This window comes from Streptomyces mobaraensis, from assembly GCF_020099395.1.
Classification (GTDB): Bacteria; Actinomycetota; Actinomycetes; order Streptomycetales; family Streptomycetaceae; genus Streptomyces.
Window position 1 is genome coordinate 1,161,742 of sequence record NZ_CP083590.1, and the last position, 26,402, is coordinate 1,188,143.

The 26,402-nt window shown below is 71.8% G+C and carries 23 protein-coding genes and 1 tRNA gene; 9 read left to right on the forward strand and 15 right to left on the reverse strand.

Translation table 11 applies throughout. The features are described 5' to 3' along the window. Window positions 1-5: 5 nt before the first annotated feature. The 3 genes from K7I03_RS04795 to K7I03_RS04805 all read right to left on the reverse strand — a co-directional run bounded on the left by K7I03_RS04795 (window position 6) and on the right by K7I03_RS04805 (window position 3,678). Window positions 6-1,517, reverse strand: coding sequence for a lectin-like domain-containing protein (locus tag K7I03_RS04795; protein WP_185942175.1), 1,512 nt, complete (start codon window positions 1,515-1,517; stop codon window positions 6-8). 132 nt (window positions 1,518-1,649) lie between these two features. Beyond that, window positions 1,650-3,029, reverse strand: a complete 1,380-nt coding sequence (locus K7I03_RS04800) for a hypothetical protein (protein WP_185942176.1) — start codon at window positions 3,027-3,029, stop codon at window positions 1,650-1,652. 34 nt (window positions 3,030-3,063) lie between these two features. Then, window positions 3,064-3,678 carry a hypothetical protein gene (locus K7I03_RS04805; protein ID WP_185942177.1) on the reverse strand — a complete coding sequence of 205 codons (615 nt, stop codon included), beginning with the start codon at window positions 3,676-3,678 and terminating at the stop codon, window positions 3,064-3,066. A 679-nt stretch (window positions 3,679-4,357) separates the two neighbouring features. Here K7I03_RS04805 and K7I03_RS04810 point away from each other — a divergent pair. Both K7I03_RS04810 and K7I03_RS04815 read left to right on the forward strand, forming a co-directional pair. Further along, entirely contained in the window at window positions 4,358-5,230 is an 873-nt protein-coding gene (locus tag K7I03_RS04810; protein ID WP_224346883.1) for a hypothetical protein, read from the forward strand. Window positions 5,231-5,839: 609 nt separating this feature from the next. Next, a complete protein-coding gene (locus tag K7I03_RS04815) occupies window positions 5,840-6,697 on the forward strand; it encodes a tyrosine-type recombinase/integrase (RefSeq protein ID WP_224346884.1) in 858 nt (285 codons plus the stop codon). A gap of 61 nt (window positions 6,698-6,758) precedes the next feature. Here the strand turns inward: K7I03_RS04815 and K7I03_RS04820 are convergent. Next, window positions 6,759-6,832 (reverse strand) — tRNA-Pro (locus K7I03_RS04820). A 213-nt stretch (window positions 6,833-7,045) separates the two neighbouring features. Here K7I03_RS04820 and K7I03_RS04825 point away from each other — a divergent pair. The 4 genes from K7I03_RS04825 to K7I03_RS04840 all read left to right on the forward strand — a co-directional run bounded on the left by K7I03_RS04825 (window position 7,046) and on the right by K7I03_RS04840 (window position 12,037). Continuing rightward, window positions 7,046-7,339, forward strand: a complete 294-nt coding sequence (locus tag K7I03_RS04825; RefSeq protein ID WP_185942180.1) for a YiaA/YiaB family inner membrane protein — start codon at window positions 7,046-7,048, stop codon at window positions 7,337-7,339. A gap of 132 nt (window positions 7,340-7,471) precedes the next feature. Then, on the forward strand, window positions 7,472-10,714 hold the full coding sequence (locus K7I03_RS04830) for an amidohydrolase family protein (protein WP_185942181.1): 3,243 nt from the start codon (window positions 7,472-7,474) through the stop codon (window positions 10,712-10,714). Window positions 10,715-10,899: 185 nt separating this feature from the next. After that, the gene (locus K7I03_RS04835; RefSeq protein ID WP_185942182.1) at window positions 10,900-11,343 is read left to right on the forward strand and encodes a hypothetical protein; all 444 of its coding nucleotides are present in this window, start codon (window positions 10,900-10,902) and stop codon (window positions 11,341-11,343) included. A 73-nt stretch (window positions 11,344-11,416) separates the two neighbouring features. After that, complete coding sequence (locus tag K7I03_RS04840; protein ID WP_185942183.1) at window positions 11,417-12,037, forward strand: hypothetical protein; 621 nt, start codon at window positions 11,417-11,419, stop codon at window positions 12,035-12,037. A 96-nt stretch (window positions 12,038-12,133) separates the two neighbouring features. Here the strand turns inward: K7I03_RS04840 and K7I03_RS04845 are convergent, their stop codons facing one another. The 5 genes from K7I03_RS04845 to K7I03_RS04865 form a co-directional block, all read right to left on the reverse strand. Then, window positions 12,134-12,967, reverse strand: a complete 834-nt coding sequence (locus K7I03_RS04845; RefSeq protein ID WP_185942184.1) for an alpha/beta fold hydrolase — start codon at window positions 12,965-12,967, stop codon at window positions 12,134-12,136. Window positions 12,968-13,009: 42 nt separating this feature from the next. Further along, window positions 13,010-13,570: a hypothetical protein gene (locus K7I03_RS04850; RefSeq protein ID WP_224346885.1), complete on the reverse strand. Its 561-nt coding sequence runs from the start codon at window positions 13,568-13,570 to the stop codon at window positions 13,010-13,012. Window positions 13,571-13,585: 15 nt separating this feature from the next. Next, the gene (locus K7I03_RS04855) at window positions 13,586-14,770 is read right to left on the reverse strand and encodes an MBL fold metallo-hydrolase (protein WP_185942185.1); all 1,185 of its coding nucleotides are present in this window, start codon (window positions 14,768-14,770) and stop codon (window positions 13,586-13,588) included. 299 nt (window positions 14,771-15,069) lie between these two features. After that, entirely contained in the window at window positions 15,070-16,074 is a 1,005-nt protein-coding gene (locus tag K7I03_RS04860; protein ID WP_185942186.1) for an aldo/keto reductase, read from the reverse strand. A gap of 207 nt (window positions 16,075-16,281) precedes the next feature. After that, window positions 16,282-16,929, reverse strand: a complete 648-nt coding sequence (locus K7I03_RS04865; protein WP_185942187.1) for an alpha-ketoglutarate-dependent dioxygenase AlkB family protein — start codon at window positions 16,927-16,929, stop codon at window positions 16,282-16,284. A gap of 385 nt (window positions 16,930-17,314) precedes the next feature. Here K7I03_RS04865 and K7I03_RS04870 point away from each other — a divergent pair, with 385 nt between their 5' ends. Next, on the forward strand, window positions 17,315-17,911 hold the full coding sequence (locus K7I03_RS04870; protein WP_185942188.1) for a carboxymuconolactone decarboxylase family protein: 597 nt from the start codon (window positions 17,315-17,317) through the stop codon (window positions 17,909-17,911). Here the strand turns inward: K7I03_RS04870 and K7I03_RS04875 are convergent. The 3 genes from K7I03_RS04875 to K7I03_RS04885 form a co-directional block, all read right to left on the reverse strand. Further along, window positions 17,895-18,722: an SAM-dependent methyltransferase gene (locus tag K7I03_RS04875; protein ID WP_185942189.1), complete on the reverse strand. Its 828-nt coding sequence runs from the start codon at window positions 18,720-18,722 to the stop codon at window positions 17,895-17,897. The two genes, K7I03_RS04870 and K7I03_RS04875, sit on opposite strands and share 17 nt — an antisense overlap. A 432-nt stretch (window positions 18,723-19,154) precedes the next feature. Next, window positions 19,155-19,415 (reverse strand): DUF397 domain-containing protein, encoded by a 261-nt coding sequence (locus K7I03_RS04880; RefSeq protein WP_185942190.1) that lies wholly within the window; start codon window positions 19,413-19,415, stop codon window positions 19,155-19,157. Between the two features lie 3 nt (window positions 19,416-19,418). Then, on the reverse strand, window positions 19,419-20,285 hold the full coding sequence (locus tag K7I03_RS04885; protein ID WP_004941346.1) for a helix-turn-helix domain-containing protein: 867 nt from the start codon (window positions 20,283-20,285) through the stop codon (window positions 19,419-19,421). 146 nt (window positions 20,286-20,431) lie between these two features. Between K7I03_RS04885 and K7I03_RS04890 the strand changes: the two genes are divergently transcribed. After that, entirely contained in the window at window positions 20,432-20,902 is a 471-nt protein-coding gene (locus K7I03_RS04890; protein ID WP_224346886.1) for an ATP-binding protein, read from the forward strand. Window positions 20,903-21,024: 122 nt separating this feature from the next. Here the strand turns inward: K7I03_RS04890 and K7I03_RS04895 are convergent, their stop codons facing one another. Beyond that, window positions 21,025-21,816 (reverse strand): SGNH/GDSL hydrolase family protein, encoded by a 792-nt coding sequence (locus K7I03_RS04895; RefSeq protein WP_185942191.1) that lies wholly within the window; start codon window positions 21,814-21,816, stop codon window positions 21,025-21,027. 168 nt (window positions 21,817-21,984) lie between these two features. On the opposite strand from K7I03_RS04895, the gene K7I03_RS04900 reads away from it, so the two are divergent. Further along, window positions 21,985-22,779, forward strand: coding sequence for a tyrosine-protein phosphatase (locus K7I03_RS04900; RefSeq protein WP_185942192.1), 795 nt, complete (start codon window positions 21,985-21,987; stop codon window positions 22,777-22,779). Between the two features lie 157 nt (window positions 22,780-22,936). On the opposite strand, the gene K7I03_RS04905 is transcribed toward K7I03_RS04900, so the two are convergent. Both K7I03_RS04905 and dxs read right to left on the reverse strand, forming a co-directional pair. Next, window positions 22,937-24,352 (reverse strand): aspartate aminotransferase family protein, encoded by a 1,416-nt coding sequence (locus K7I03_RS04905; protein ID WP_185942193.1) that lies wholly within the window; start codon window positions 24,350-24,352, stop codon window positions 22,937-22,939. Further along, window positions 24,349-26,292, reverse strand: a complete 1,944-nt coding sequence (dxs, locus tag K7I03_RS04910) for a 1-deoxy-D-xylulose-5-phosphate synthase (protein WP_185942194.1) — start codon at window positions 26,290-26,292, stop codon at window positions 24,349-24,351. Before dxs ends, K7I03_RS04905 begins: the two co-directional genes overlap by 4 nt. Window positions 26,293-26,402: the final 110 nt, after the last annotated feature.

Genomic DNA, 26,402 nt, shown 5'->3' on the forward strand with positions numbered 1-26,402 from the left:
GGGATCTATGGCCGGGTCACCTCGGTGGCGTGGAGGTTGCGCAGCGTGCCGTCACCGGCGTCTTGTTGGGAGGGATAGAGCAGCTGCATGGCCACGGTGAGAGATGTGCCGGGTTCGATGGTGCGGGTGTCGTCCGGCGTGGCGATGACGACGGATCCCTCTGTGCCGTCCTTGATCACCTCGTACCATTGGGTCTGTTGGGGATTGATACGGGTTCGCGCCGGTGCGTCGAAGGAGATCTCCCACCTCACCACCCGTTGTTCGTTGGCGGTCAGGGTGATGTCGTAGCTGATCACCCATCCCGTCGCGTCCTCGGGCCATCCCTGGTGCCACTGCCCGACGATCGCGGGGGTGATGCTGACCCGTGGCAGTTCGACGTCGGTGGCGGCCGAGTCGGACTGCTGCTCGGCGGTATTGGCGCGTGACGGCGACTTGATCAGGCTGGTGGGGGTGAGGCGGCCCTCGAACCGGGGGTCGATGGTGCCGGTCAGGCTGATCATCGCCTTGCTGCCCTTGGGCAGGTCGACCGGCTGGCGCAGGCCGTCCAGGACCGAACCGGTACCGCAGACGGCTCCGTTCTCGGCTTGGCAGGTCAGCTCCGGATCGGTCAGCTCTGCCGGGATGGCGCCCTCCACGACGGCGTCGGGGGCGTCGTTGGGGCCGAGGTTCTGCACGCTGATGCTGTAGGAGACCCGTTCTCCCGACTTGGCCGTCTGCGGGCCGCCCATCTCCAGCGGCATGTTCACGGGCAGGGCCACCGTGAGGTTCCTGATCCGGTGGGCCGCGGTGGCGCTGCCCGTGCCGGCCGCGAAGCCCAGCTTGAACGTCTCCGGCATCCGGGTCTGCCCGGGGGTCTGCGCGAGGTCGAAGTCGTCGATCAACAGGGTACCGTTCGGGTCGGCCCGGTCGGCGTGCCGTACGGTCAGCCGGCCGTCGATGACGGACACCTGGATGTGGGCGCCGGCTTCCCATGACGCGTGGAACCCGCCGGGTGCCTGGACGCCGGTGAGCCAGCGGAACCCTTCCCTCTCGCTGCCGGAGCCGCGTACCCCGACGGTGCGGGGGAGATTTCCGGGGCCGCCCGTCCCGGAGAACGGTGTGGCGAAGTTGCCGAAGTTGTCGAAACCGATGCCCACGTATCCGGCCGTGACGCCCGGGGTGACGATCGTGTCCGGCCCGGACTTGGTGAAGGAGTAGCCGAGCGCTCCGCCCCGGCCGCCGGGGCCGGTCGTGTGCTCGCCGTCGATCAGGTAGACGCTGAAGCCGTCGCCGAGCTCGGGGCCGCCCTCGCAGGAGTAGTCGAAGTCGATGGTGACGCCGAGCGCTGAGGAGAACGGCTGATTGAGGAAGGCCGTCCCGGCCTTGGAGCTTTCGTTGGGAGTGAGTTCCAGGCTGCCGCCGGTCAGCCGCGCGGTGCCCTGGAGCTGCCAGTGCGGGTTGGTCACGGTGCCCTGGGCGAACGATTCGACGATCGGGAACTGCACTTGCCGGGAGGCTGTGGACGCCTTCACTGGCATGGGGAATCATCCTTGGTCGGATGTGCCACGGGGCCACGGGGTGGGCGGCGGCCTGGTCAGGGCTGGGTTGACGCGGCGTTGACCGGGTGGGGAGCACAGGGGGCAGGGGGGCCAGGGGGGGAGTGCGCGGGCTCAGGCGAAGACCTTGCTGAAAGTGGCGAGCGACACTTTTCCGGCCCGTTTGGAGATGTCGCCGACGACTTTCCACTCACCGACCTGGTCGAGGGTGCCGACGGTGAGATCGGTGCCGGTCGCGACCTTGTCGGCGACCCCCGTCTCCTCGCCGGTCGACAGGGCGACGGCGGTGGGGATCTGGGTGGCCATCGCCACCGATCCCTCGATCACCTTGCCCGCCACCACTCCCTGTTTCGCGGTCGCACCGACGATGCGGGCCCCCTTGGCGCCCAGATAACGGGAGATGGCCCCGGCCTCGGCGGCCGCGGCGCCACCGGTGGCCGCCAGAAAGGCCCGGCCGCCGGACCGGACGGCCACCCCCACCTTGCCGACGGACCGCATACTGACCGCACCGGTACGCAGCCCCTTGGCGACCGCGCCGAACGCGGGAACGGCCCCGACCACGTCGGTGACCAGCTCGGCGAAGGTCCCGGCGTCCCAGTCGCCCTCGATGACCGCGCCCACGGTGTGCGCGCTGAGCGCGCCGACTGCGGTGACCACGGCGATCGGCCCGCAGATCGGGGTCAGCACGGGAATCAGCGCGAGGACGCCGGTCACGGCGGAGACCACGCCGAGGACGTCGCCCAGGATTCCCCAGAAGTCGCCGCCACCCGCCTCCGCGGCGGCCTTTTCCGCGGCGACGGCCTTCAGGTACTCGAACTCCCTGCCGCGCGTCGTGATGATGCGGGTGAACTCCCGGTCGAGCAGGAGGCTTTGCAGCTGGTACTCGGCCTCGACGGCGAGCACGGTGTCGACGAGTTCGCGCAGTTCGTCGTCGGGGATGCGGTCGGGTCCGTACCCCTTGTCGAGGAAGCGCCAGATCTCGCAGGTGAAGCTTTGGCCGGCCTTGCCCAGGGAGTGGCTTCGCAAGGGCCGGGCGACCTCGGGGTCGTAGAAGTCGATCACACTGCCGGGTGGCACCATCCTGCGGCGGTACTGGCCGCGTTGTCGAGGGCTGGCTCGCTGCACCAGCGGCTCGATCCGCTCCTGGGACGCCTTGGCCAGCGAGTCGGTGTACTCCTGGACGCGCTCCCCGGCCTCGGCGGAGGAGGTCTTGAGCGCGTAGAGCCGTTCGTCCAGCCGCCTCAGGGCTCCGAGGATCCGGTTCTCCTGGTAGAGGTACATCCGGATGAGCTGCTCGATGCGGTAGCGGTCCTCGTCGCGCAGGGCCTTGGGATCCCAGCCCCAGATGCTCAGCGCGTCTCCCTCACCCTTGGTGTACATGTTGAGTTCGGAGTGCACCGCCGCCACGATCAGATCGTGCTCGCCGGGGGCGTAACCCAGCTCGCGCATCGGAAACCGTCCGTTGCCTTCGATGACGGTGTACAGCGTTTTCATGGCCAACGGTCCTCTCGTGTCCAGGGGCTGGGGGTCAGACGAAGGCGATCGTCTTGCAGACCTGGCCGATGATCTCGACGCAGTCGTCCCACTCGGCGGTGTTCTCCGTGGCGATGGCGAAGTCCGCCATGGCCAGGCGTCCCGGGATGGGGACGAAGACGTGGAGCTGGCGCACGACGGTCGGACCGCCACCCGCGTTGAGCAGGTTCACCGGCCGGGGCACCTCGCTCTCCTCGGTGAGCAGCACGGCGGGCCCGGTCGGCAGCACGACCACGCCCACCTCGGCGTCCGGGTAGATCGCGCCCATGGAGCGGGCGAGGCGGTGCACGGTGTCCTCGTTGGACAGTTCGCTGGGCCGGGCGGTGACCGACAGCAGCATCGAGCTGAGGGGCTTCTCAGGCTCGTCCTCGGTCGGCCCGGACAGCAGGATGCCCGCGTAGACGGCCCCCGCGGCGGCGAGCATCTCGTACATCGCCTGCTGGGAGACGATCGCATGGGCGATCTCGTCGTCCGTCGGCCGCGGGTCCAGGCCGGTGAGGTCGGCGATGAGCCGGTCGGTGTTGGTTTCGGCCGTCACCGTGAAGTCGATGTCCCGGAACATCTCGGGAACGGAGAAGCTGAGCGGCAGGTCGACAGTGGCTTCGGGCATGAGGCGTCACAAGCCCTTCCCTGGCTGATGGGGTTCGCCATCCTTCAGGTCAGGCATCTCATCGGACAAGATCGCGCATTCGAACCCGTGTATGCCGCTGGCCGGATTCATTCGTCGGCGGCGGACAACGCGTACCACCAGGCATCAGACGATACCGCGCGGCACAGCCGGACCAGGCCGAAAGGCCGGAATCCGCTTGCGAACACGGCGTGCGAGCCGGATTCCGCGCTTGCTCCTCATCCGTGTCCCGCGAGCACGCCAGTCGCGTTCCTACCTAGCCGGTGAACCCCGGTTAGCGAAACCGGTGATCAGCCAGACCATAGAACCTCACTCACTTCGCACCGCCCAAACCCTGGGGGCCAGGGCACCCCACTCCTCAGAAGGGTGATCTCGCACCTGATCGCCTGCGCCACCTCTACGAACACGGGGGGGAATGCAGCAGAAGGACATCACCGACCTCGCCGGATGCAGCCCCGGCATCGTCCGCTACTCCTTGAAAGAGGCCGGAGTCCCGCTCCGGCCGCACCGCGCCGCGCCGCCGGCGCACGATCATAGGACCTCACCCCGCCCCCGAGCTTCCCGCGGAGAACATGAGCAACGCACCCGTCTCGCGGCCCCCGACACCAGGGCCCACTACCGGCAGTGACTACAGCCCAGAGCCTGACAGGCAATTCTGCTCGTGATCACCGAGCACACCGCTGCTCATCAGGCGCGGAATTCGGTGTTTCCGCAGGAGCCATTGCTCATGAAGTCGCGCTACCTACGCCTGTCACCACGGCGTAGGGCTCGCCACCCACTCCGCACGATCGAGAGCCCGATGACTTCCACGGACGCCCCCGCGCAGATCACCCTTTCTTTCAGCCGGAGCGCCGCCGGCATCGTCGCCGTCGCTGTCGGCGAGAAATACCCCTGGGCGCAGACCGCGCTGGAGGCCACCGGCTTCCAGCGGCGCCAGGATGACACGTACACCCTGCCCATCGAGGACCCGCAGGCTGCTCAGGCCCCGATGGCCGAGCTAGTGCGGACCGCCGACCGCCACCAGAGCGTGGTGAAGGCCAGCGGCCGGACCTTCATGGGTGATGTCGCCGAGGGCATCGCCGCGCACCTGCCCGGCCGGTGGAGCGCGACGGTGGACGTCTACAGCCATCCCGTCGTGAGTGGAGCGGCTGCCAACCTTGCTGCCACTGGCATCAGCTACGGCGTCTCTCGTTTCAGCGACGGTGTACAGAGCGCTCGCGACCGACTTCGCAGAGCCCTCAACCGCGCCTCCGATGAGGACCAAGCCGCAGCTCTGGACGCCTACGACGTTGCGACAGTTCAGCTGGTGTCTCGTATGACCGGAGAGCAAGACATCCCTCTGGCCGAAGCTGAACTGACTAATGTGCTAAGGCTGATCCTCACCAGTTACGCCGAGCGCTACCCGCAAGCACGAGGAGAAATCCAGGGCCTTGCCACCTATCCATCTGAAGTCGCATCGATCACGCAGAACGGATACGACCGGGCAACAGTCATCGGCAAGGTAGAAGGCGACCTCACCATCAACCAGGGATAGGACTCACAGAAGAAGTGGCCAACGAGCCCCTATACGGCCCCTATACAAAGGTCGCCTCTTGGCCTGATATCCGGGCTCACCTCGACCTCATCGCGGCGCACAGTCCAAACCTCGCCGGAAGTCTGGAGTATGGGCTTGGCCAGGATGAAGCGGACGGGCAAGTCAAACTCACCGGAGACGACCGCGACGACGTACGACACCAGTCTGCAGACACCGTGCTAGCCATTCGTCAGGCAGCTGAACTACTCAGCACCCTCTCCGAACTTAAAGAACTAGCGCAAACCATTCCCAAGATGCCCGATTTCGGAGAAATCGAGCAGCACAGGGAAGGCATCACCTCCGAAATCACAGCTATCGCCACAAGCGCAGCGGGCACCCTGACCGCACGCATGATTGACGCCACCCCCGCCGCACTGCGCGCCGAGGTCGCACATCTCTACACACACGGCCCCCCAGAGCTGATCCGCGCAAGCCTCGCTACGGTGGCCGAAGATGCGCGTATCCTGCGTGACCTTGCCCGCGAAGTTGCAGGGCCATTCCGGGCCAATACTGAAGGCGAAGCAGCGACCTCGAAGTCCGGTCATCACCAACGGAGTTGTCGACCGTACCGTGTACGGCTGGATCGCCGACGGTCAAGGCCGCTCCACCGTGAAGAACTCCATCGCTCCGCTGAACCGGGTCATGGAGCAGGCCGTCCGCGACGGCATCATCGACGTCAATCCCGCCAAGATCACCGGCTGGCAGAGGACGTACCAGCAGGTCGAGGACGAACTCGACGACCCCCGCTCCCTCGCCCTCCGCGACTGGGACGCCCTGGACGATCTGGCCAACGCCCTCGTCGAACGCTCAGCGGACCAGTACCTCGGCTGGGGCGACGTCGTCCGCTTCGCCGCCTGCACCGCCGCACGCATCGGTGAGGTCTCCGGCGTCCGGGCCAAGGACATCGACCGGCGCACGTGGACGTGGGAATGCTGCCGCCAGACCACGCCGGGCCCCGGCGGCCTCATCGACAAGGGCACCAAGGGCAAACGACGCCGGTCGGTACCTATCATCCCCGAGATCCGCCCAATGGTCGGCGCACGCCTGGACGCAGTGGGGCACGACCCCATGGCCCGGCTGTTCACCGGGCCCCGCGGCGGCCGGATCACCACCGCCATCCTGCGCGACGCCACCCACTGGGACGAAGTGGTCGTCCGCCTCGGATACGAGCACCTACGCCGCCACGACCTCCGGCACACCGGACTGACGTGGATGGCGGACGCCGGCATCCCCGTGCACGTGCTCCCCGTGATCGCCGGGCACGGCTCGATCACCACCACCCAGCGGTACCTGCACCCCGACCGCCGGTCGATCCACCTGGCCGGCGCCGCCCTCAGCCGCTACCTCACCGAAGGCCGCCAAGAGGCTCCTGGTCCCAAACTGGTCCCAGAGCCCGCACCTGTGCGGCACCTGCGACTCGTCCGTTGACCCACACGAAAAGAGCCTCTGACCTGCGGTTTCCCGCTGATCAGAGGCTTCTTTCCTACCGTCGGGACGGCGGGATTTGAACCCACGACCCCTTGACCCCCAGTCAAGTGCGCTACCAAGCTGCGCCACGTCCCGGTGCTCGTCCGGCTCGGGCTGGTGCCCTTGCCGACCGCGCAAGAGAACAATACCGCACGCCGTGGGGTGGTCGCGCACGGATGGGCGGGCGGGGGCCGGGGCAGCGGCATGGGGTGGGCAGGGCGGGCATGGGTAGCGGGGCCCGGGCGGGGCGGGGGAGATGAGTAGCGGTACTCATGTGGGCCGCGGGCCGGGTCCGCGACGCTTCAGGGCATGAGTACTCCATCGATACAGCGGCCGACGACCACCGCGTTCTACGTCCAGGCCGCCCTCTCGTTCGGACTGTCACTGGTGGCGCTGGCGGTCGGGATCGTGCGGCTGCCGGTCGGGGCCTGGGAGCGGGGGTTCCTGGGGCTGGGGCTGGTCTTCGTGGTGTCGTCGGCGTTCACGCTGGCCAAGTGCGTGCGGGACCGGCAGGAGGTGGACGAGATCACCAACCGGGTCGACAAGGCGCGGCTCGACAAGCTGCTCATCGAGCAGGACGCGTTCAAGGTGGAGGGGCTGTGATCGGCCCGCGGTGAGCCGCAGGGTCGGTGCTCAACCTCTGGGGTGTTGACCCCGGCCCCCGCACCGTGAACGATGATCCGATCGAGATCTTCCTCTCGCGCCCCGCGCAACTCCCGTACCCCAGGAGGACAGTTGGACGTCCAGGGCCCCTCGGGCACTCGCCTCTCTCCCCTCTCCCGGCGCAGATTCCTCCAGGCCACCGCGGGCACCGCGGCGGTGGCCGGGATGGCCGGGGCGGTCGGGGTGGTTCCGACGCCGGCGGAGGCGGCACCGGCCGCCACAGCCGGAGCGGCGGGCTCCGGGGCGCCCGTGCTGTCCTTCACCGCCACCACCAACGGCTCGGCGTCGCTCTTCGGTGACCGCGTCGTGGCCGAGGTGCAGAACGTCCTGTGGTCGCTGCCCCGCAAGGGCGGGGACGCGGTGGCGATCACGCCGCCCGACCTGGAGCCGACACGGCCCGTGCACTCACCGGACGGCCGGCTGCTCGCCGTCTGCGCGTACCGGGGCGGCGGTTTCCACATCTGGACCCTCCGCCCCGACGGGACGGGGCTGCGGCAGCTCACCGACGGACCCTGGGACGACCGGGGCCCGTCCTGGTCCCCCGACGGCACCCGGATCGCGTTCGCCTCCGAGCGCCAGGGCGATCCGGTGGCCGGCAGCCCGTACCGGATCTGGACGGTGGACGTCCGGACCGGCGCGCTGACCCGGGTGACCGGGCTCAAGGACCAGGACGGGCCGCTCCAGGACGGCGCGTGGGAGGACTTCGACCCGGTCTGGTCGCCGGACGGCAAGCGGCTGCTGTTCGTCCGCGGCCAGGCGACGAAGGACGCGCTGGTGTCCCGGACGGTGGCGTCGGTGCCCGCCGACGGCCGCGGCCCGGTCCGCGTCGAGCACACCGAGACGGCGAAGGCGCAGGTCATGACGCCCGCCGTGAGCCCGGGCGGGCGGCTGGCGTATCTGCGGACGACCGCCGCCCCCACCGCGTCCTGCGCCCTGGTCGTCGACGGCGCGGCCGTGGCCGTCGACGGCGACGTGGAGCCGGTGCCGCCGCGGTGGATCTCGCGCGACGAGCTGCTGCTGACCGTCGAGGGGCAGTTCCGGGTCGTCCGCGTCACGCCCTCCGGCGGGGGGAAGGAGCCGGGAGCGTCGACCGTCGCCACCGTCCCGTTCGCCGCGAAGCTGCCGGTCGACCGGCCGCGCTACCGCGTCAAGCGGTACGACGTCGAGGTCGGCGGCGTGGGCCGGGTACGGGCGGTGCACCTGCCCGCGCTGTCCCCGGACGGCCGCCGGGTCGCGTTCGCCGCGTTGAACGCGCTCTGGGTCGCCGACGTCGACGGCGGCGCGGCGCCCCGGCGCGTGGTCCGCGCCGACGCCACCCGCTACCTCCTCGGCCCGTCCTGGACGGCCGACGGCAAGTCGCTGGTCTACGCCGACGACCGCTCCGGGCTGCTCGCCGTCCGCCGGCACGACCTCGACTCCGGCGAGGACGCCGAGCTGGCCGGCGGCGGCCGGGTGAGCCCGGCGCTCTCCCCCGACGGCAAGCGGCTGGCCTGCCTCGACCTCTCCGGCAACCTCCTGGTCCGCGACCTCGCCGCCGGCACCGACCGGGTGCTGGCCGCGCCGATGGGCGGCGGCGGGCTGCCGGGCCGGCCGAGCTGGTCGCCCGACGGCCGGTACGTCGCGTACTGCGACCGCAACCGGCTGAACCAGCGCTTCCGCGAGGGCTACAACCTCATCCGCGTCATCGACACGTCCGACGGCACATCGCGGCTGCACGCCCTGGCCCCGCACGCCTCGATCGCCGACCGCTACGACTCCGGCCCGGTGTGGTCGCCGGACGGCCGCCACATGGCCGTGATCAGCGAGTCCGCGCTGTGGCTGCTGCCGGTGAAGCCCGACGGCACCCCGGCGGGCGCGCCCCGCCGGCTCACCGACGAGGCGGCCGACCATCCGTCCTGGTCGGCGGACTCCCGCCGGATCCTCTACCTGTCGGCCGGGAAGCTGCGGCTGCTCGACGTCGGCACGAAAGAAGCGCGGACCGTCCCCATCCGGCTCGACTACCGCCGCCCGACCCCCGTCGACACGGTCGTCCACGCCGGCCGGTTCTGGGACGGCACCGGGAACACCGTCCGGGAGGACGTCGACGTCCTCGTCCGCGACGGCCGGGTGCACTCCGTCGAGCCGCACCGGGCGGGACGCGCCGCGCGGCGCCGGGTGGACGCGTCCCGGCGCACGGTGCTCCCCGGCCTGTGGGACGCGCACACCCACCCCTGGCAGATCACCTACGGCGGCCGGCAGACCGCCCTCCAGTTCGCGTACGGGATCACCACAGCCGTCTCGCTCGGCGGCGCCTCGTACGAGCAGGCCCGGATCCGCGAGGCCGTGAACGCCGGCGACCTCGCCGGGCCGCGCCTGCTGACCTGCGGCGAGCTGCTGGACGGCAGCCGGGTCGCGTACAGCATGGGCCGGGCGCACCGCACCCGCGAGGGCCTGCGCCGGTCACTGTCCCGGGCCGCGGCCCTCGACTGGGACTTCGTGAAGACGTACGTCCGCGCGCCCGGCTGGGTGATCGAGGAGGCGGCCCGGCACGCCCACGACGTGCTGGGGGTGCGCACCGGTTCGCACCTCTGCACCCCGGGCGTCCAGCTCGGCCAGGACCTGACGACCCATCTGCAGGCCACGCAGCGACTGGAGTTCGGGCACGCCACGTCGGCGAGCGGCCGGGCCTACGAGGACGTGCGGGAGATCTACACCCGGACGGACTTCCACATGATCGCGACCATTTTCACCTCGACCCCGCTCATCGGCGACCAGCCGGGCCTCGCCGAGGACCCGCGGGTGACGCGGCTGATGCCGCCGTGGGACGTGGACCTCGTCCGCAAGACCGCCGCCGAACGGCCGACCGGCGACCAACTGGCCACGCTCCGCACCGAGGTGGACGTCTACCGGCGCGTCCTCGCCGGCGGCGGCCTCGTCGCCCTCGGCACCGACGCCCCGCTGGTCCCCGTGGGCCTCTCCCTGCACATGGGCCTGCGCGCCCTGCACCGCCACGGCCTCTCCCCCGCCGAGACGCTGCGCACGGCGACGGCGATCCCGGCCCGGGTGTTCGGCGCGGAACGCGACCTCGGCACCCTGGAGTCCGGCAAGCTCGCCGACATGACGATCGTCGACGGCGACCCGTTCACCGACTTCGACTCGCTGGTACGGACGGAGTCCGTGCTCCGCGGCGGCCTCCCCTTCGAGCAGCGGAAGCTCCTCGACGCCTACGCCGGCGACGCGGCCCCGGCGGCCCGGCACGGCAGCTCGACGCACGGCGACTGGCTGGAGGTGGGACGGCTGCTGCGGCGCGACTCGTGCTGCGACCCGGGGCACTGAGCGCCGGCCCACGCCGCGCGGCGGTTCGAACGCCCGGCGCGACGGCCGGGGCGACGGCCGAGGCGACGGCCGAGGCGACGGCCGAGGTAGCGGCCGAGGTAGCGGCAATTGGCCTGATATGCGGTGTCGTTGGGGACGGACGGGCCATAGGTTCGCCGGGTATTCCCGATTTCCGGAGGTGCATCATGAGACGGCACATCCTCACCGGCGCGCTCGCCGCCGCCTGCCTGCTCGTCCCCTTCCAGGCCCACGCCGCGGCTCCGGCCGCGCCGGCCGCGCAGTCGGCGGCCACCGTGTGGGACAAGTGCGAGGCCGCGCTCGACTCACCGCACGAGTCCCACACCAACCCGGACGTCATCAACGTCCACGCGGACCTCAAGGGCTGCAAACAGAAGATGCCGGAGTACTCGATATCCGTCACCCTCTACAAGGAAGGCACCCAGGTCGCGCACGACAGCGGCTCGGGCAAGAACAAGTTCAAGGCACGGGTCGTGGCCAACTGGCCTCCGCCGAAGGGGGAATGTCACTCCTACTCGGCAAAGGCCACCTTCACGATCAAGGCCGAAGGGAAGACGCACAGCGCCTCCCTGGAGAACCACAGCCAGGGCAAGATCTGCATCAAGAAGTAGGCACGACCACGGCCGGTACGGTACGTGCCACCGTGCCTACCGGCCTCCACCGACCACCGGCGAGGCGAACGACATGACCGGGCACACCCTCTTCCTCGCGGTCACCGACCGGACCGACCGGACCGACCGATCCAACCAGACCGGCCGATCCGACCGGACCAGCCGCCCCGCCCCGGCCTTCGCCCTCACCACGCTCGCCGTGGACACCGGACGGCTGGAGGAAGCCGAGCGGCGCGCGGCCGACGCGCTCACCGGCCTCGCCCCGGGCGCGGACTGGATCGGGCTGGCCCCGTCCGTACGACGCGAGGTCGTCGCCCGGGTCCGTGCGGTGCCGCACCACGCGGTCGACCACACCGAGCACGACCGCGACCCGGCCCGCTCCGCCTCTCCCCTGGCCGACTGCCTGCGCAGTCTCGCCGGCGGCGGCGCCCTCGCCGGGATCACCGCGCAGCCGTACACCGTCTACCTCACTGGTGGCCTCACCGGTGGTCTCACCACCGACGACGCCGCGTCGGCCCCCCTCCTCGCCGGCGCCCGCGCCGTCCACCCCGACGCCGAAGCCCGCTTCCCCGCCCTCGCCCGCCTCACCACCCTCCTCGCCACGGCCGCCGCGCCCTCGATCGACGCCGCGGTCACGGACGGGGAGGACCTGTACGACGCCTTCGACCGCTACACCCTCGGCGGCCTGGCGTGAGCGGAACGCGTCCCCGCCGGCACGACCGGTTCCGTCGACCGCGCACCCGGCACGCCCTCCGGCCCTCGACAGGGGCTGGGAGGGGCGAGCGTCGCTTCACCCGGACCCGGCCCCCTGAAGCGCCCGGAGGAACCGACGGACCGCGGTCGCCGACTCCTCCGGTCTGCGCAGGTGTACCCAGTGGTCCGCGTCCAGTTCGACGAGGGTGGTGCGCGGGCGCCGGGCGGCCATCTCCCGGGCCTGGACGGTGGGCAGCACCGCGCTCGCCGTTCCGTGCAGGAGCAGCGCGGGGCAGTCGGAGCCCAACCACCGACTCCAGTGGTCCCCCAGCACCCGGGCGTCCGAGTCGACCATGTCCTCCGGATGGCATCCGAGCCGCCAGCCGTCACCGTACGGCCGCAGTCCGTTCTCCAGCAGCGGCGCCAACGTGCCGCAGGAAGCGAGGAGTTCCTCACGCGTCGGGGCGTGGTACGGCAGCTCCAGCAGGAAGGACAGCGGGACGGGCGTGACGACGGGCAGGGCCGCGGGCCCGTCGATGTTCACCAGTGCGCTGACCGCCCCGGGCCGGCTCGCGGCCAGGTGATAGCCGTTGACGGCGCCCAGGGAGTGCCCGAGGACGGGCAGCGGATGACGGTCGAGGCCCAGGTGGGCCAGCAGAAGGCGGAGGTCGTCGAGGTAGCCGTCGCGGTCGTACCGGCGCGCCCGGTCCGAGTCGCCGTGCCCCCGCTGGTCGGGCGCGATCACCCGCCATCCGTCGGCACCGAGCACGGCGGCGAGTTCCGCGAACTCGGCGCCCTCACCCAGGTGTCCGTGCAGCGCGAGCAGGGGCCGACCCCCCACGGGCGCGAAGTCGAGGTAGGAGAGGCGCCGGCCGTCGGGGGTGGTGAGGTGGGTGCGGACGGTTCGGCGGGGAGCGGGTCCGTTCGGCATGGATTCACCGTAGTACCCGGGTTTCCCGGCCGGTTCCGTCCCTCAGAGGCCGCTTACGCCACACCGCCCGCACGCCGCGGGCGGTGAACCGCCGCCGGGCGAAGGCCCGTAACCGTCGCCCGCCTCCCCGCAGGCCCGGCACGTGGGCGGGCTCGTCCCGTCCGCCGGCGGGGTCCAGTGGATGACGCGCTCGATCACGACCGGCAGGGGTTCGGTCGGGTGGACGGTCCGGTCGGGGCAGTAGGCGATGTTGTTCCAGCCCCGCCGCCAGGTGCGCCAGCCGTGCGCGGCGCGCCAGGCGGCGCCGGTGGGGTCGTGGCGTCGTCCCCGCGCCTTCTCCGCCAGCCGGTCCGCCGCGCGGGCCCGGACGTGGGCGACCCAGAGGCGCCGGGCGGCGTGCAGTTCCTCGGCGGCGCGGATCAGGGCCGCGGGGTCGTGTTCGACGTTCCCCGGGATCCGCGCGCTCAGGGTGAGGTGGTGGTACGTGGCGTGGAAACCGTACGGCGCGAAGTGCACCAGACAGGAGCGCAGGTCGGAGCGGCGGATCCGGGCCGGGAGGCGCTCGTCGTGGACCCGCCGCAGGTGCAGGTTGAAACTGCTCAACCGGGGAGCCCCGCCTCAGCGTTCGGCCGCGAGGTCCAGGCGCGCCGCCGGGGCCGGGGCCCGGCCGGCGCCGCGTACCTGGGGGGCTTCCGCCGCGACGGCCTGCCACCAGGGGTCCGGCCGCAGTCCCGCCGCCGGTTCGAACGGCTGGCCGGGGCGGGGGACGGCGTAGCGGACGCCGGCGCGGCGGGCGGCGGTGACCGTACGTTCGGCGGGCTCGTCCCAGGGGTGCGGGGCGAGGTTGAAGGTGCCCCAGTGGATGGGGAGGAGGACGCCGCGCTCGGCGGGGGCGGACCCCTGGAGGTCGAGGTGGGCGCGCAGGCCCTCCTCCGGTTCCATGTGGATGTCCGGCCAGAACTCGCTGTACGCGCCGATCTGGATCATGGTGGCGTCGAACGGGCCGTAGCGCTCGCCGATGCCGGCGAAGCCGGGGAAGTAGCCGGTGTCACCGCTGTGGAACACGCGGTGCCGGGGGCCGGCGATGACCCAGGAGGCCCAGAGGGTGTGCTGGGTGTTGCGCAGCGCCCGTCCGCAGAAGTGGCGGGCGGGGGTGGCGGTGAGGGTGAGCTCGCCGACGAACGTCGTCTCGTGCCAGTCGAGTTCGGTGATCTGCCCCGCCGGGATACCCCAGTGCTCCAGGTGCGCGCCGACCCCGAGCGGTACGACGAACTCCGTGCCGGTCCGGGCCAGCGCGCGGACGGTGGGCATGTCCAGGTGGTCGTAGTGGTCGTGGGAGATGACCACGGCGTCCACCCGGCCGGTCTCGGCGAGCGGTATCGGCACCGGGTGCAGCCGGCGGGGGCCCGCGAAGGCGAACGGCGAGCAGCGTTCGGACCAGACGGGGTCGATCAGCACCCGGTGGCCGTCGATCTCGGTCAGCACGGCGGAGTGGCCCATCCAGGTGAGCCGCAGCCCCGACTCGGCGGGTTCCGCCAGGTCGGCGACGGTGGTCGGGTGCACGGGGATGGGGTGGGCGGGCGCGCGGCGGACCCGCTCCTCTTTGCGGAAGTAGGTGGGCAGATAGCCCAGCATCGAGCGGGTGCTCGGGGTCCGCTCGGGGCCCGGGGGGTTGACGAAGACGCCGCCCGCGAAGTGCGGCGAGCGCAGGATGCGGGCCATCCGCTCCCCCGACGGGTCGGCGCCGAAGGCGGCCGGGCGGAGCGCGTCGAGGGGGTTTCTGGGGACGCGGAAGCCGGTCACGGCACCTCCAGGCGTGGGGAACGGTCCGTCTCATTATCGGACGGTCCTGCCCGCCCGCGCCATCGTTGATCGTTTTCCCGCCGGGGAAGCGCCGGGGCCGGGGGTCGGGCCGGGCCCGGGGTTCGAGCCGGGAGCGGAGGTCGGGCCGGGTCCGGAGAGGCGGGCCGACCCGGAAGTCAGGCCGGCTCCGGAGGCCAGGCCGACCCGGAACCCGGGCCGGGCCCGGGGGTCGGTCCGGGTCCGCAGGCCAGGCCGACCCGGAAGCCGGTCCCGGTCCCGAGGTCGAACCGACCCGGACCTCAGGCCGGAAGCGGGGCGGCCGCGGCGACCAGCCCGCTCTCGCGCAGTTCCGCCCAGAACGCGGCCGGGATGTCCTCGTTCAGCGCGGCCGTGTCCTCGGCGATGCGGCTGGGCCGGGTGGCGCCGGGGATGACGGCGGCGGCCGCCGGGTGGGCGAGGGAGAACTGCAGGGCGGCGGCCTTGATGCTCACGCCGTGCCGCTCGGTGAGGGCCTTGAGCCTGCCGACGCGCTCGACGATCTCCGGCGGGGCCTGCTGGTACTCGAAGTGGGTGCCGCCGGCGAGGACGCCGGAGCTGTACGGACCGCCGACGACCATGTCGACGTTCCGCTCCTGGGCCATGGGGAGGAGGCGGCCCAGCGCGTGCGCGTGGTCGAGCAGGGTGTAGCGGCCGGCGAGCAGGAAGCCGTCGGGCCGGGGCTCGTCCAGGGCCAGGGTCAGCTCGATGGGCTCGGTGCGGTTGACGCCCAGGCCCCACGCCTTGATGACGCCCTCGTCGCGGAGCCGGTCCAGGACGCGGAAGGCCCCGGTGCGGGCCTCTTCGAACTTCCCGACCCACGCGTCGCCGTGGAAGTCCTGGGCGATGTCGTGCACCCAGACGATGTCGAGGCGGTCGACGCCCAGACGCTTGAGGCTGCCCTCGATCGAGCGCTCGGTGGCCTCGGCGGTCCACTCGTGGAGCACCTTGTTGGGGTTGCCGTGCTCGAAGAGGCCACCCTTCTCGCCGAAGTCGGGGGCGGCGGTCTCGTGCTCGTCGAGGATGACCCGGCCGACCTTCGTGGACAGCACGTAGGAGTCGCGGGGCTTGCCGGACAGCACCGTGCCCAGGCGCTCCTCGGCCAGTCCGGCGCCGTAGAAGGGGGCGGTGTCGTAGAAGCGGATGCCCTGGTCCCAGGCGGCCTCCACGGTGGCGAGGGCGTCCTCCTCGGGGATCGCGCGGAACATGTTGCCGAGGGGGGCGGTGCCGAAGCCGAGCCGGCCGGGAAGGATTTCCTTGAGGGACATGGTGGTGCCTTTTCGATCGGTGTCTGCGTTTCGCGACGGCGTTTCGCGACGGCCCCGGCGCGGGGAGACGCGTCGGGGCCGTGGCGGTGGAGTGCGCGGCGGGGCCGGGGTCACGGCGCGCACTCATTGCATGCGCCGCTTAGCTGCTCCGACAATAGTTGCAGACGCGGACTAATGCAAACGCCTGGCAACCCGTCGGTCCCCGCCTCAGAACCCGCTGACCCTCAGCGTGATGTTCAGCCGCCCGGTCAGCCCGAGCCCCGCCGGAGCCGTGCCCGGGTACGTCCGGGGCACCCCGTGGTACGCGAACCGGGACGGGCCGCCGAAGACGAACAAGTCGCCACTGCGCAGCTCGACGTCCGTCCAGGGGCGCGTCCTGGTCTCCGTGTTGCCGAACCGGAAGACGCAGGAGTCACCGAGGCTGAGCGAGACGACGGGGGCGGCGGACTTCTCGTCGCCGTCGCGGTGCAGGCCCATCCTCGCCCCGGCGTCGTAGAAGTTGACCAGCGCGATGTCGTACGGCTCGGGGCCGGCGGGCGTCCCGTACGCGCGCGCCACGGCGTCCCGGGCCAGCGCGCCGAGCCAGTGGGGGAACGACTTGACGGGCGCGCCGTCGCCGTCGACGACCGTCCGGGCGTACCCGTACGGGTACCAGTGCCAGCCCAGGCACACCGTGCGGACGGACATCTCGCCGCCGTTCGGCATCCGGACGGTCCGCAGGCCCGCAGGCGGCCTCGCCCACTCCCGGCAGGCCCGGAGGAGCCGCTGCTGCGCGGCCTCGTCCAGCCAGCCGGGGACGTGCACGGCTTCCGGCGCCACCTCGACGGGCGGGCGGGGGAACAGCTCGTCGCGCATGGGTCCAGGCTAGGCGCACCCGGTCGGACGGCGGGCGCGGGGCCGGTGCGCGGGACCGGCGGCGCCGGTGCGCTTGATCCCGCAGGGCCGGTGCGCGGCCAACCCCGCACGGCCGGTGCGCCGCGACCCCGCGCGACCGGGCGCACGAGCCGGGGAGCCGGCGTGCGGGGGGGAGCCAGCGCGCGAGCCCGTGGGGCCCGGCGCTCGCGCCCCCGCGCGATTGGTGCGCGGAGGCCCGGGAAACCTCTTCCCGAAACCTGTCACATCCGCGCCACCTCGCCCGTCCCCCTCCCGCAAGCGACCGGAAAACCCGGAAAACACTGACCGGCAGCCGGAGCAGACACCCCGCCGCCGGTCCGAGCGACCCGAGAGGAAGCGCACCGCCATGGCCCGCGTCCCCCTGAACCCGCCCGCCACCCCGCTGACCCGCCTCGCCGCCCGGTACTGCCGCCGCGCCTACGGCAAGGTGCTCGACCCGCTGCTGGCCATGGGCCACCACCGCGGCGTACTGCTGGCCACCTCCGTCTTCGAGCTGGCCGTGGGCCGCTGGAAGCGGCTCGACCCCGGCCTCAAGGCGCTGGCCGTGATGGCCTCGGCGGCGTCCATCGGCTGCTCGTGGTGCATGGACTTCGGCTACTGGGAGAACCGGCAGCACGGCATGGCGCACGAGAAGCTGCGCGACGTCCCGCGCTGGCGCGACAGCGACGTCTACACGCCGCTGGAGCGCGACGTGATGGAGTACGCGGAGGCCATGACGGCGACTCCGCCCACGGTGGACGACGCCTTGGTGGAGCGGTTGCGGACGCACCTGGACGACGCACAGCTCGTCGAACTGACCCAGACGATCTCGGTCGAGAACCTCCGCTCCCGCACCAACGCCGCGCTGGGACTGGCCAGTCAGGGCTTCAAGGACAGCTGTGACATCCCGGCGGAAGGATCGCCGGGACGTCCCGCCGGGAACCGTGTCACCGGCCGCCCTTGATGCCCACCCCGCCGTAGAACCCGACCTTGGCCAGCTCCGCCGGGGTCGGCGGCTCGCCGTCCGGGTGCCAGAGCGGCACCTGGACGACGCCGGGGTCCATCAGCTCGAAGCCGTCGAAGAACGGGACGACGTCCGCGTACGTCCGCAGCGTCACCGAGGCCGTGGCGTTCTTGTAGGCGTCCGCGGCGGCCCGGGCGGCCTCGCTGTGGAAGTCGGTGGTGCCGTGGCTGAGGACGAGACAGCTGCCCTCGGGCAGCGCCTCGGCCAGGGCGGCGACGATCCCGGCCGGGTCCTCCTCGTCCGGGATGAAGTGCAGGAGGGCGACGAGCAGCAGGGCCACCGGCTGATCGAAGTCGATCATGCGGCGCAGATCGGGGTGGGCGAGGATCCGCTCCGGCTCCCGGACGTCGGCGAGCAGGAAGCTCGCGTTGCCGTTGTTGGTCAGCTTGGCGCCGGCGTGCGTCGCCACGATCGGGTCGTTGTCGACGTAGACGACGCGGACGTCGGGGTCGGCCTCCTGCGCCACCTCGTGGGTGTTGGGGGAGGTGGGGATGCCGGTGCCGATGTCGATGATCTGGCGCACCCCGCTCCGGACGACCTTGCGCACCGCGCGCAGCAGGAAGTCGCGGTTGGCCCGGGCGCCGGGGCGTATGTCGGGTATGACCTCGATGAAACGTTCCGCCGCGGCGCGGTCGACCTCGTAGTTGTCCCAGCCGCCCAGGTAGTAGTCGTACATCCGGGCCGGGTGCGGCCGGCTGGTGTCGATCTCCTCGGCCGCGAATCCCCCGCCGCCCGTGCCCTGCTCCGTCACTCCCTGCCCCTTCCGAACTGTGCGGATCGCAACCCCCCCGGCCGATTCCGGTCGTTGCGGTCGTGCGACGGTCCGGCCCCCGTGGCCCGTCCGGCGGGTTCCCCTCCCCCGGACCGGCCGACGGCCGTACCGCTTCCCCCTGTTCCCCTGTTCGAGCCCCACTCCGCCGTACCCGCCGGTCCACCGCCGGCACCCCCGTGGCCCGCGGTTCACCGTACGGGCGCCACGGCACCGGGACGACGCCGGGGCCCCGCCGTGCGGACCCCTCGTCTCGTCCGGTGCGCGGCACCGGCGGAGCGGGACGCCTCTGCCGTCGTCAGCGGCGCGGCGCGCTCCGGAAGGCGCCGAAGCGCCGCAGGACGCCGGAGCGCCGCGCGCCGCCCGGCCGCCGGCCCGCCGCCGCTCTCCCGCTCACGTCCCCCGCTCCCCCGCTCACGTCCGCGTCCCCTCCGCCGCGCCGGCGAGCAGGAAGTCCGCCTCGCCGGCCTTGGCCCCCCTGATGAACGTCTCCATCTCGCTGTGCGTGTAGATCAGCGCGGGCCCCTCCGGGTCCGTGGACTGGCGCAGGGCGACCCGGCCGTCCCTCAGGCGCATGACCTCGACGCAGCTCCCCCCGTTGCCGCCGCTCCACGGCTTGCGCCAGCCCTCGGTGCCGAGGTCGGTGGCGGGCATGCCGTTGTATATGCGATCCATGGTTCAGATCTCCTTACGAATGCCACCCAGGAATGCCTTGGTGGTGTGTGCCGGCGCGGCCTGCGCGCACATCCGGTCCAGTGCCTCCAGGAAGGCCGAGACGTCCTCGCGCTGGTCGAAATAGGAGGCGCCGATGAGGTTTTCGGCGTACGCGATGTCCGGGAGCTCCTCGATGGGGAACCGGAAGATGTGGAACGGCCCGTACATCGCCGGGTGCGGCCCGGCGGCGTACGGGATGACCTGGAGCCGTACGTTCGGCAGGGCGGTGGCCTCGATGAGCCGGTCCACCTGGGCCCGCATCACCTCGGGGCCGCCGATGGGGCGGCGCAGCACCGTCTCGTCCATCACCACCCAGAGCAGGGGCGCCTTCTCACGGACGAGCAGGTTCTGCCGTTCGCGGCGGACGGTGACGGCCCGCTCGATCTCGGCGTCCGGCGCGTGCGGCTGCCCGGCGCGGAGCACCGCGCGGGCGTACGCCTCCGTCTGCAACAGCCCGGGGACGTAGTGCGGTTCGTAGGCGCGGATGAGGTTGGCCTCCCCCTCCAGGCTGACGAACGCGCTGAACCACTCGGGGAGCACGTCCCGGAAGCGGTGCCACCAGCCGGGCCGGTTGGCCTCCCGGGTGAGGGCGAGGAAGCCCTCGACCTCGGCGGGGTCCTCGACGCCGTAGATCCGCAGCAGCTTCTCCACGTACGGGACCTTCAGGCCGACCTCGGCCTTCTCCATCCGGCGGATGGTGGCGTGCGTGACGTCGAGCGCCCGGCCCGCCTCCTGGAAGGAGAGCCCCGCCTGTTCCCGCAGATCGTGCAGCCGCTTGCCGAGTACGACACGCAGCACGGTCGGAGCCCCTGCCGGCCGCGCGTCCCCCACTGTCCCCTCCTCCTGCCGCGCCAACTGCCGTCCTGATGCCCAGCAGTGTGCCACGCAGTTCGCAAAGCCGACAGGCTGTGCTTTCGATTCTGCAATTTACAGACTGAAGCTTGCCACATCTGACTCACATCGCACATAGTTGCGGAGTGGTCCCCTCCCAAGACGCACCTTTGCTGGGGCGCCGCGGCGGCTGCTTCGGCGGGCGCCCGCAGGCCGCCTACGCCTACGGGTTCAATTTCCCGGCCCTCAACGCCTCGGTGGCGGAGGCGCGAAGACGAGTCCTCACCCGGCTGCGGGAATGGGGCATCGACGAAACCGCTTGCGACGACGCCCGGTTGGTGGTGTCGGAACTCTTCACCAACGCGGTGCGGCACACGGACAGCGACAAGGTCAGCTGCCATCTGCGGGTGAACGAGGCGCTGGTGCGCATAGAGGTGGCGGACCACGGCTGCGCCCCCACCGAACCACGGGCGCGTTTCAGCGGGACGGACGAGGAGAGCGGGCGGGGACTGCTGCTCGTCGGCGCCCTGTCCCAGGCGTGGGGCGTACGGCCGGACGACGCGGGGCGGGGCCGGATCGTCTGGGCCGACCTGCCGCACCGGCGGCTCTGTCCGTAGGCGGGACACCCGCCCACCCTTGAAGACCCGCCGGAGGACCGCATCCGACGGATCGGGCCCCGGTCCTTCCCCCAGGGGAAAGGACCGGGGCCCGATCCGTGCGCCGTACGCCCGGCGCACCGCTACAGCGGCAGCAGATCCGGCCGCTTCGGCTCCACATGGTCACCGGACGACTCGCCGCGCAGCCGCCGCCCGATCCACGGCACCAGGTGCTCGCGCGCCCAGTGGATGTTGTCCCGCCGCACCTCGGCCGGCGTCCGCTGGTCCTCCGCCGGCCACGGCTGGTCCGGGTCGGCGGGCACCGCCAGACCCAGCACCTGCGCGGCGCGCAGCGCCACCCGGGTGTGCCCGTCCGGCGAGAGGTGCAGCCGGTCCTCGCTCCAGGCCCGCCGGTCCTGCACCGAGCGCAGCGACCAGAGGTCGAGCACCGGGCAGTCGTGCCGGTCGGCGATGGCGCGGACGTGCGCCGTGTACGTGGCGATCTTGCCCCGCAGGTGCTTCAGCAGCGGTACGTCCCGGGTGTCGAAGCCGGTGCAGACCAGCACCGTGCCGACCGAGGCCCGGAGGTCGGCCACCGCCGCCTCGTACCGCTCCGCCACGTCGTCCGGGTCGGAACCCGGCCGCAGGATGTCATTGCCCCCCGCGCAGAACGTCACCAGATCGGGCGCGAGCTCCTTCGCCCGCGGCACCTGCTCCTCGACGATCTGGTCGAGCAGCCTGCCGCGCACCGCCAGGTTGGCGTACCGGAAGGTGTGCTCCTCCCGCTCGTCGGCCAGGAGTACGGCCAGTCGGTCGGCCCAGCCGATGAACGAGTCGCCGGGCCCCGGATCGCCGACGCCCTCGGTGAAGCTGTCCCCGACGGCTGCGTACGACCCGATCGCGCTCTTGCTCATTGAATTCGAATCGTCTGCCACGTCAGCACATCATTCCTGCTCGCGAGTGACCTACGCCACCGTAACCAGGGGTTGACGTGCCGTGATGTATCCCACCCCGATTGAGTCACCTCATCCGGAATAAGGCAGACGTAAGGTCGGAGCGGCGCCGTGTGCCCCTCGGCGCCGCCGACGACCCGAGGAGCGCCCGTGACCCAGACGCCGCAGGTCCCCACGACCGAACCCCTGCTCGCGGGGGTCCGCAACTTCCGCGACCTGGGCGGCCTCCCGGCCGCCGACGGACGGCGCGTACGGCCCGGCGTCCTCTTCCGCAGCGGCCACCTCGCCCGGGCCACCGAGGCGGACACGGCGTTCCTCGGCTCGCTGGGCCTGCACACCGTCTTCGACTTCCGCAACGCCGCCGACATCGCGAGCCAGGGCCCGGACGTGCCGCTGCCCGGCGTCCGGTACGTCAACATCCCCATGAGCGACCAGGCGGACGGCGACGAGTTCTGGCGGATGATCCACCAGGGCACCCCGGAGCAACTGCGCACCGTCCTCTCCGACGGCCGCGCCGCCGCCCGCATGACCGCCTCCTACCGCTCGATCATCACCCACCGCGCCCCCGAACACACCCGCGTCCTCCGCACACTCGCCGACGGCGACGTGCCCGCCCTCCTGCACTGCGCCGCCGGCAAGGACCGCGCGGGGCTGGCCGTCGCGGTCACCCTGCTCGCCCTCGGCGTCCCGCGGGACGCCATCGAGGCGGACTACCTGCTGTCCGACGCGCCGCACCGGCGGTTCCCGGTGCGGCGGGAGACCGCTCTGCCGGCGGAGGTGCTGGAACTGCTCTCGCCGTTGTTCGCGGCGCGGGCGGAGTACTTGGCGGAGGCGTTCGCGACGATCGACGAGAAGTGGGGCTCGGTGGAGGGATACTTGAGCGAGGGACTCGGGTTCTCGGCGGAGGACCGGGAGCGGCTGCGGGAGCGCTTGCTGACGGCCTGACGGCCGGGGGCAAGCCCCCGCACCCCCGAAACCGCGCTCCGCGCGGTTGTCCTCAAACTCCCCCAGGGGGGGAGTTTGAGGACGAGCGGCGAAGCCGCGAAAAGGGGGTCTGGGGCGCAGCCCCAGGAAGCGGCGAAGGGGAGGGACCGGGGCACCCTCACCGATTCACCACAGCCTGCTTCACGAGCGTCCGCCCGAAGTCCCACATCAACGACCCGCCCCCATGCGCCTCGTCCATCACGGCAGTGAACGCCGCGACGAAGCGGTCGACCTCTCGCTCCCCGATGACGAGCGGCGGGATCAGCTTGATGACCTCCAGGTGGTCCCCCGACACCTGCGTCAGGATCCGGTGCTTCTGGAGCAGCGGCACCACCACCATCTGTGCGAACAGCCCCTTCCGGGCGGCCTGCAGCATGGTCCACCGTCCGCGCAGCGCCAGCGACTTGGGTCGCCCGAACTCGATGCCGATCATCAGGCCCCGGCCGCGGACGTCGTGCAGCAGCTCGTACTTGTCGACGAGTGCGGACAGCCGCGACCGCAGCAGATCACCGGTGACCCGGGCGTTCTCGACGACGCGCTCGTCCTCCATCACCGACAGCACGGCGAGTCCGGCCGCCATCGCCTGGGCGTTGGAGCCGAAGCTGGCGGAGTGGACGAGGACGCGGTCCATGGAGGAGTAGACCTTCTTGAAGATCCAGTCCTTGCCCAGGGTGGCGCCGACGGGGACGTAGCCGCCGGACAGCGACTTGGCCACGCATACCAGGTCGGGCTCGACGCCCTGTTCGTGCTGGTAGGCGAAGAACTTCCCGGTGCGGCCCAGGCCCGTCTGCACCTCGTCGGCGATGAGCAGGGCCTTGTGCCGGTGCAGCAGTTCCTGCGCGGCGCGGAGGAAGCCGGACGGAGGCAGGTGGACGCCCTTGCCCTGGATGGGTTCGACGACGAACGCGGCGACGTCGCCGCGCCGCAGTTCCCGTTCCAGCGCGTCCAGGTCGCCCAGTTCGATCGCGGTGTCCGGGAGCAGCGGGGCGAAGCCGTCGCGGAAGCCGCTCTCGCCGTTGACCGACAGCGACCCGGTGGTCAGCCCGTGGAAGGCGTGGGCGCAGTAGAGGACGCGCGGCTTGCCGGTGGCGTACCGGGCGAACTTCAACGCCGTCTCGACCGCCTCCGTACCGCTGTTGCCGAAGAACACCCGGTCCAGGTGCGGCGCGTACGCGAGCAGCTTCTCGGCGAGCAGGCCGGGCAGCGGCGGGCAGTCGAAGCGGGTGAGGTCGGCGAGCGACGCGTCGAGTACGTCGTGCAGGGCCTTGCGGACGACGGGGTGGTGGCGGCCGAGGCCCATCACGCCGAAGCCGGCGAGCATGTCGAGGTAGTCGTCGCCGTCGGCGTCCCAGAAGTAGGCGCCCTCGGCCCGCTCGTAGACCTTGTCGAAGCCGATGGTGTGCAGCATCCGGGGCAGTTGGTGGTTGAGGTGCCGGGCGTGCAGCTCGTACCGTTCCCCGCCGCGCTCGGCGAGCAGCCGGGCGAGGTCGAAGCCCTTGGTCGTGGTGGTGTCCTCGGTGGGTCCGACGGTCATGCGTTCTCCTTGCGGGCCAGGACCGCGCTGATCCGGCCGGCGATCTCGGCGGGGGTGAGGCCCAGGTCGGCCAGCACCTCGGAGCGTTTCGCGTGGGCGAGGAACTGCTCCGGGATGCCGATGGTCTCGACGGGCAGGTCGACGTCCGCGTCGCGCAGCGCCTGGGCGACGGCCCAGCCGACGCCGCCGGTGCGGCTGTTGTCCTCGACGACGGCCACCATCCGGTGTCCGGCGGCGAGGGCGGGCAGTCCGGGGTCGACCGGCTTGACCCAGCGGGGGTCGACGACGGTGCAGCCGGTGCCGCGCGCGGCCAGCAGGTCGGCGGCCTCCAGCGCGACCTCGGCCATGGTCCCGACGGAGACGAGCAGCACGTCGGCGGACGTCTCGACGAACGTCTCCGCGGACGTCTCCGCACACATCCCCGCGGACGTCTCCGCTGAGAGGTCCGAGCGGTACAGGACGTCCATGCCGCCGACGCGGTCCACCGCCGGGATGTCCGCCCCGACGGTGGCCTTGGGGAACCGGACGACGGTGGGCGCGTCGGAGACGTCGACGGCCTCGCGGAGCTCGTCGCGCAGCCGGGTGGCGTCGCGCGGGGCGGCGATCCGCAGGCCGGGGACGACCTGGAGGACGGACATGTCCCACATGCCGTTGTGCGACGGACCGTCGGTGCCGGTGACGCCGGCCCGGTCGAGGACGAAGGTGACGCCGCACTTGTGCAGGGCGACGTCCATCAGCACCTGGTCGAAGGCCCGGTTGAGGAAGGTGGCGTAGACGGCGAAGACCGGGTGCAGGCCGCCCGTCGCCAGCCCGGCCGCGGACGTCGCGGCGTGCTGCTCGGCGATGCCCACGTCCCAGACCCGCTCCGGGAAGCGCTCGGCGAACTTCGTCAGCCCGACGGGATGGAGCATCGCGGCGGTGAGGGCCACCACGTCCGGCCGTTCGGCGCCGATGCGGACCATCTCGTCGCCGAAGACCGAGGTCCACGAGGTGCCGGCGGCGGGGGTGAGCGGCGCGCCGGTGAGCGAGTTCATCACGCCGACGGTGTGGAAGCGGTCGGCCTCGTCCTCCAGGGCGGGCCGGTAGCCCCGACCTTTCTCCGTGCGCACATGCACCAGGACGGGCCCGTGGAAGCGCTTGGCGCGGCGCAGCGCGGACTCGACGGCGGCGATGTCGTGCCCGTCTATCGGCCCGAGGTACTTCAGGCCGAGGTCCTCGAACATGCCCTGCGGGGCGAAGGCGTCCTTGAAGCCCTTCTTGGCGCCGTGCAGCGACTCGTAGAGGGGCTTGCCGATCAGCGGCAGGCCCTGGATCGTCTCCTTGCCGCGGGCGAGGAACCGCTCGTAGGCGTCGGTGGTGCGCAGGGTGGCCAGGTGGTCGGCGAGGCCGCCGATGGTGGGGGCGTAGGACCGCTCGTTGTCGTTGACGACGATGATCAGCGGCCGGTCCCCGGCGGCGGCGATGTTGTTGAGCGCCTCCCAGGCCATGCCGCCGGTGAGGGCGCCGTCGCCGATGACGGCGACGACGTGCCGGTTCCAGCGGCCGAGCACCTGGTTGGCCTTGGCGAGGCCGTCGGCCCAGCTCAGGACGGTGGAGGCGTGGCTGTTCTCGATGACGTCGTGCTCGGACTCCTCGCGGGAGGGGTAGCCGGAGAGACCGCCCTTGCTGCGGAGCTTGGAGAAGTCCTGACGGCCCGTCAGCAGCTTGTGAACGTACGACTGGTGCCCGGTGTCCCAGAGGACGCGGTCGGAGGGCGAGTCGAAGGAGCGGTGCAGCGCGATGGTGAGCTCCACCACGCCGAGGTTGGGGCCGAGGTGGCCGCCGGTCCTGGCGACGGCGTGCACCAGGAAGTGGCGGATCTCTTCCGCCAGTTCGTCCAAGTCCTCCGTGCCCAGTGCTTTCAGGTCCCGCGGACCGCGGATGTTCTCCAGCAACGACACGCCGGCCCCCTCCTTAGCTCAGTCGGCCTCGTCTGTTCCGGGTCCCCGACCGGGCCTTCCGTGCCGTCCGGATCTCTCCGGACGCCCTCCGGCCCCGCCGGCTCCCCGGG

Bases quoted from the DNA above. Each gene is read 5' to 3' on its own strand.
- K7I03_RS04795 (WP_185942175.1), bottom strand. From the start codon at position 1,517: ATGCCAGTGAAGGCGTCCACAGCCTCCCGGCAAGTGCAGTTCCCGATC.
- K7I03_RS04800 (WP_185942176.1), bottom strand. From the start codon at position 3,029: ATGAAAACGCTGTACACCGTCATCGAAGGCAACGGACGGTTTCCGATG.
- K7I03_RS04805 (WP_185942177.1), bottom strand. From the start codon at position 3,678: ATGCCCGAAGCCACTGTCGACCTGCCGCTCAGCTTCTCCGTTCCCGAG.
- K7I03_RS04825 (WP_185942180.1), top strand. From the start codon at position 7,046: ATGAGTACTCCATCGATACAGCGGCCGACGACCACCGCGTTCTACGTC.
- K7I03_RS04835 (WP_185942182.1), top strand. From the start codon at position 10,900: ATGAGACGGCACATCCTCACCGGCGCGCTCGCCGCCGCCTGCCTGCTC.
- K7I03_RS04840 (WP_185942183.1), top strand. From the start codon at position 11,417: ATGACCGGGCACACCCTCTTCCTCGCGGTCACCGACCGGACCGACCGG.
- K7I03_RS04845 (WP_185942184.1), bottom strand. From the start codon at position 12,967: ATGCCGAACGGACCCGCTCCCCGCCGAACCGTCCGCACCCACCTCACC.
- K7I03_RS04860 (WP_185942186.1), bottom strand. From the start codon at position 16,074: ATGTCCCTCAAGGAAATCCTTCCCGGCCGGCTCGGCTTCGGCACCGCC.
- K7I03_RS04865 (WP_185942187.1), bottom strand. From the start codon at position 16,929: ATGCGCGACGAGCTGTTCCCCCGCCCGCCCGTCGAGGTGGCGCCGGAA.
- K7I03_RS04870 (WP_185942188.1), top strand. From the start codon at position 17,315: ATGGCCCGCGTCCCCCTGAACCCGCCCGCCACCCCGCTGACCCGCCTC.
- K7I03_RS04880 (WP_185942190.1), bottom strand. From the start codon at position 19,415: ATGGATCGCATATACAACGGCATGCCCGCCACCGACCTCGGCACCGAG.
- K7I03_RS04905 (WP_185942193.1), bottom strand. From the start codon at position 24,352: ATGACCGTCGGACCCACCGAGGACACCACCACGACCAAGGGCTTCGAC.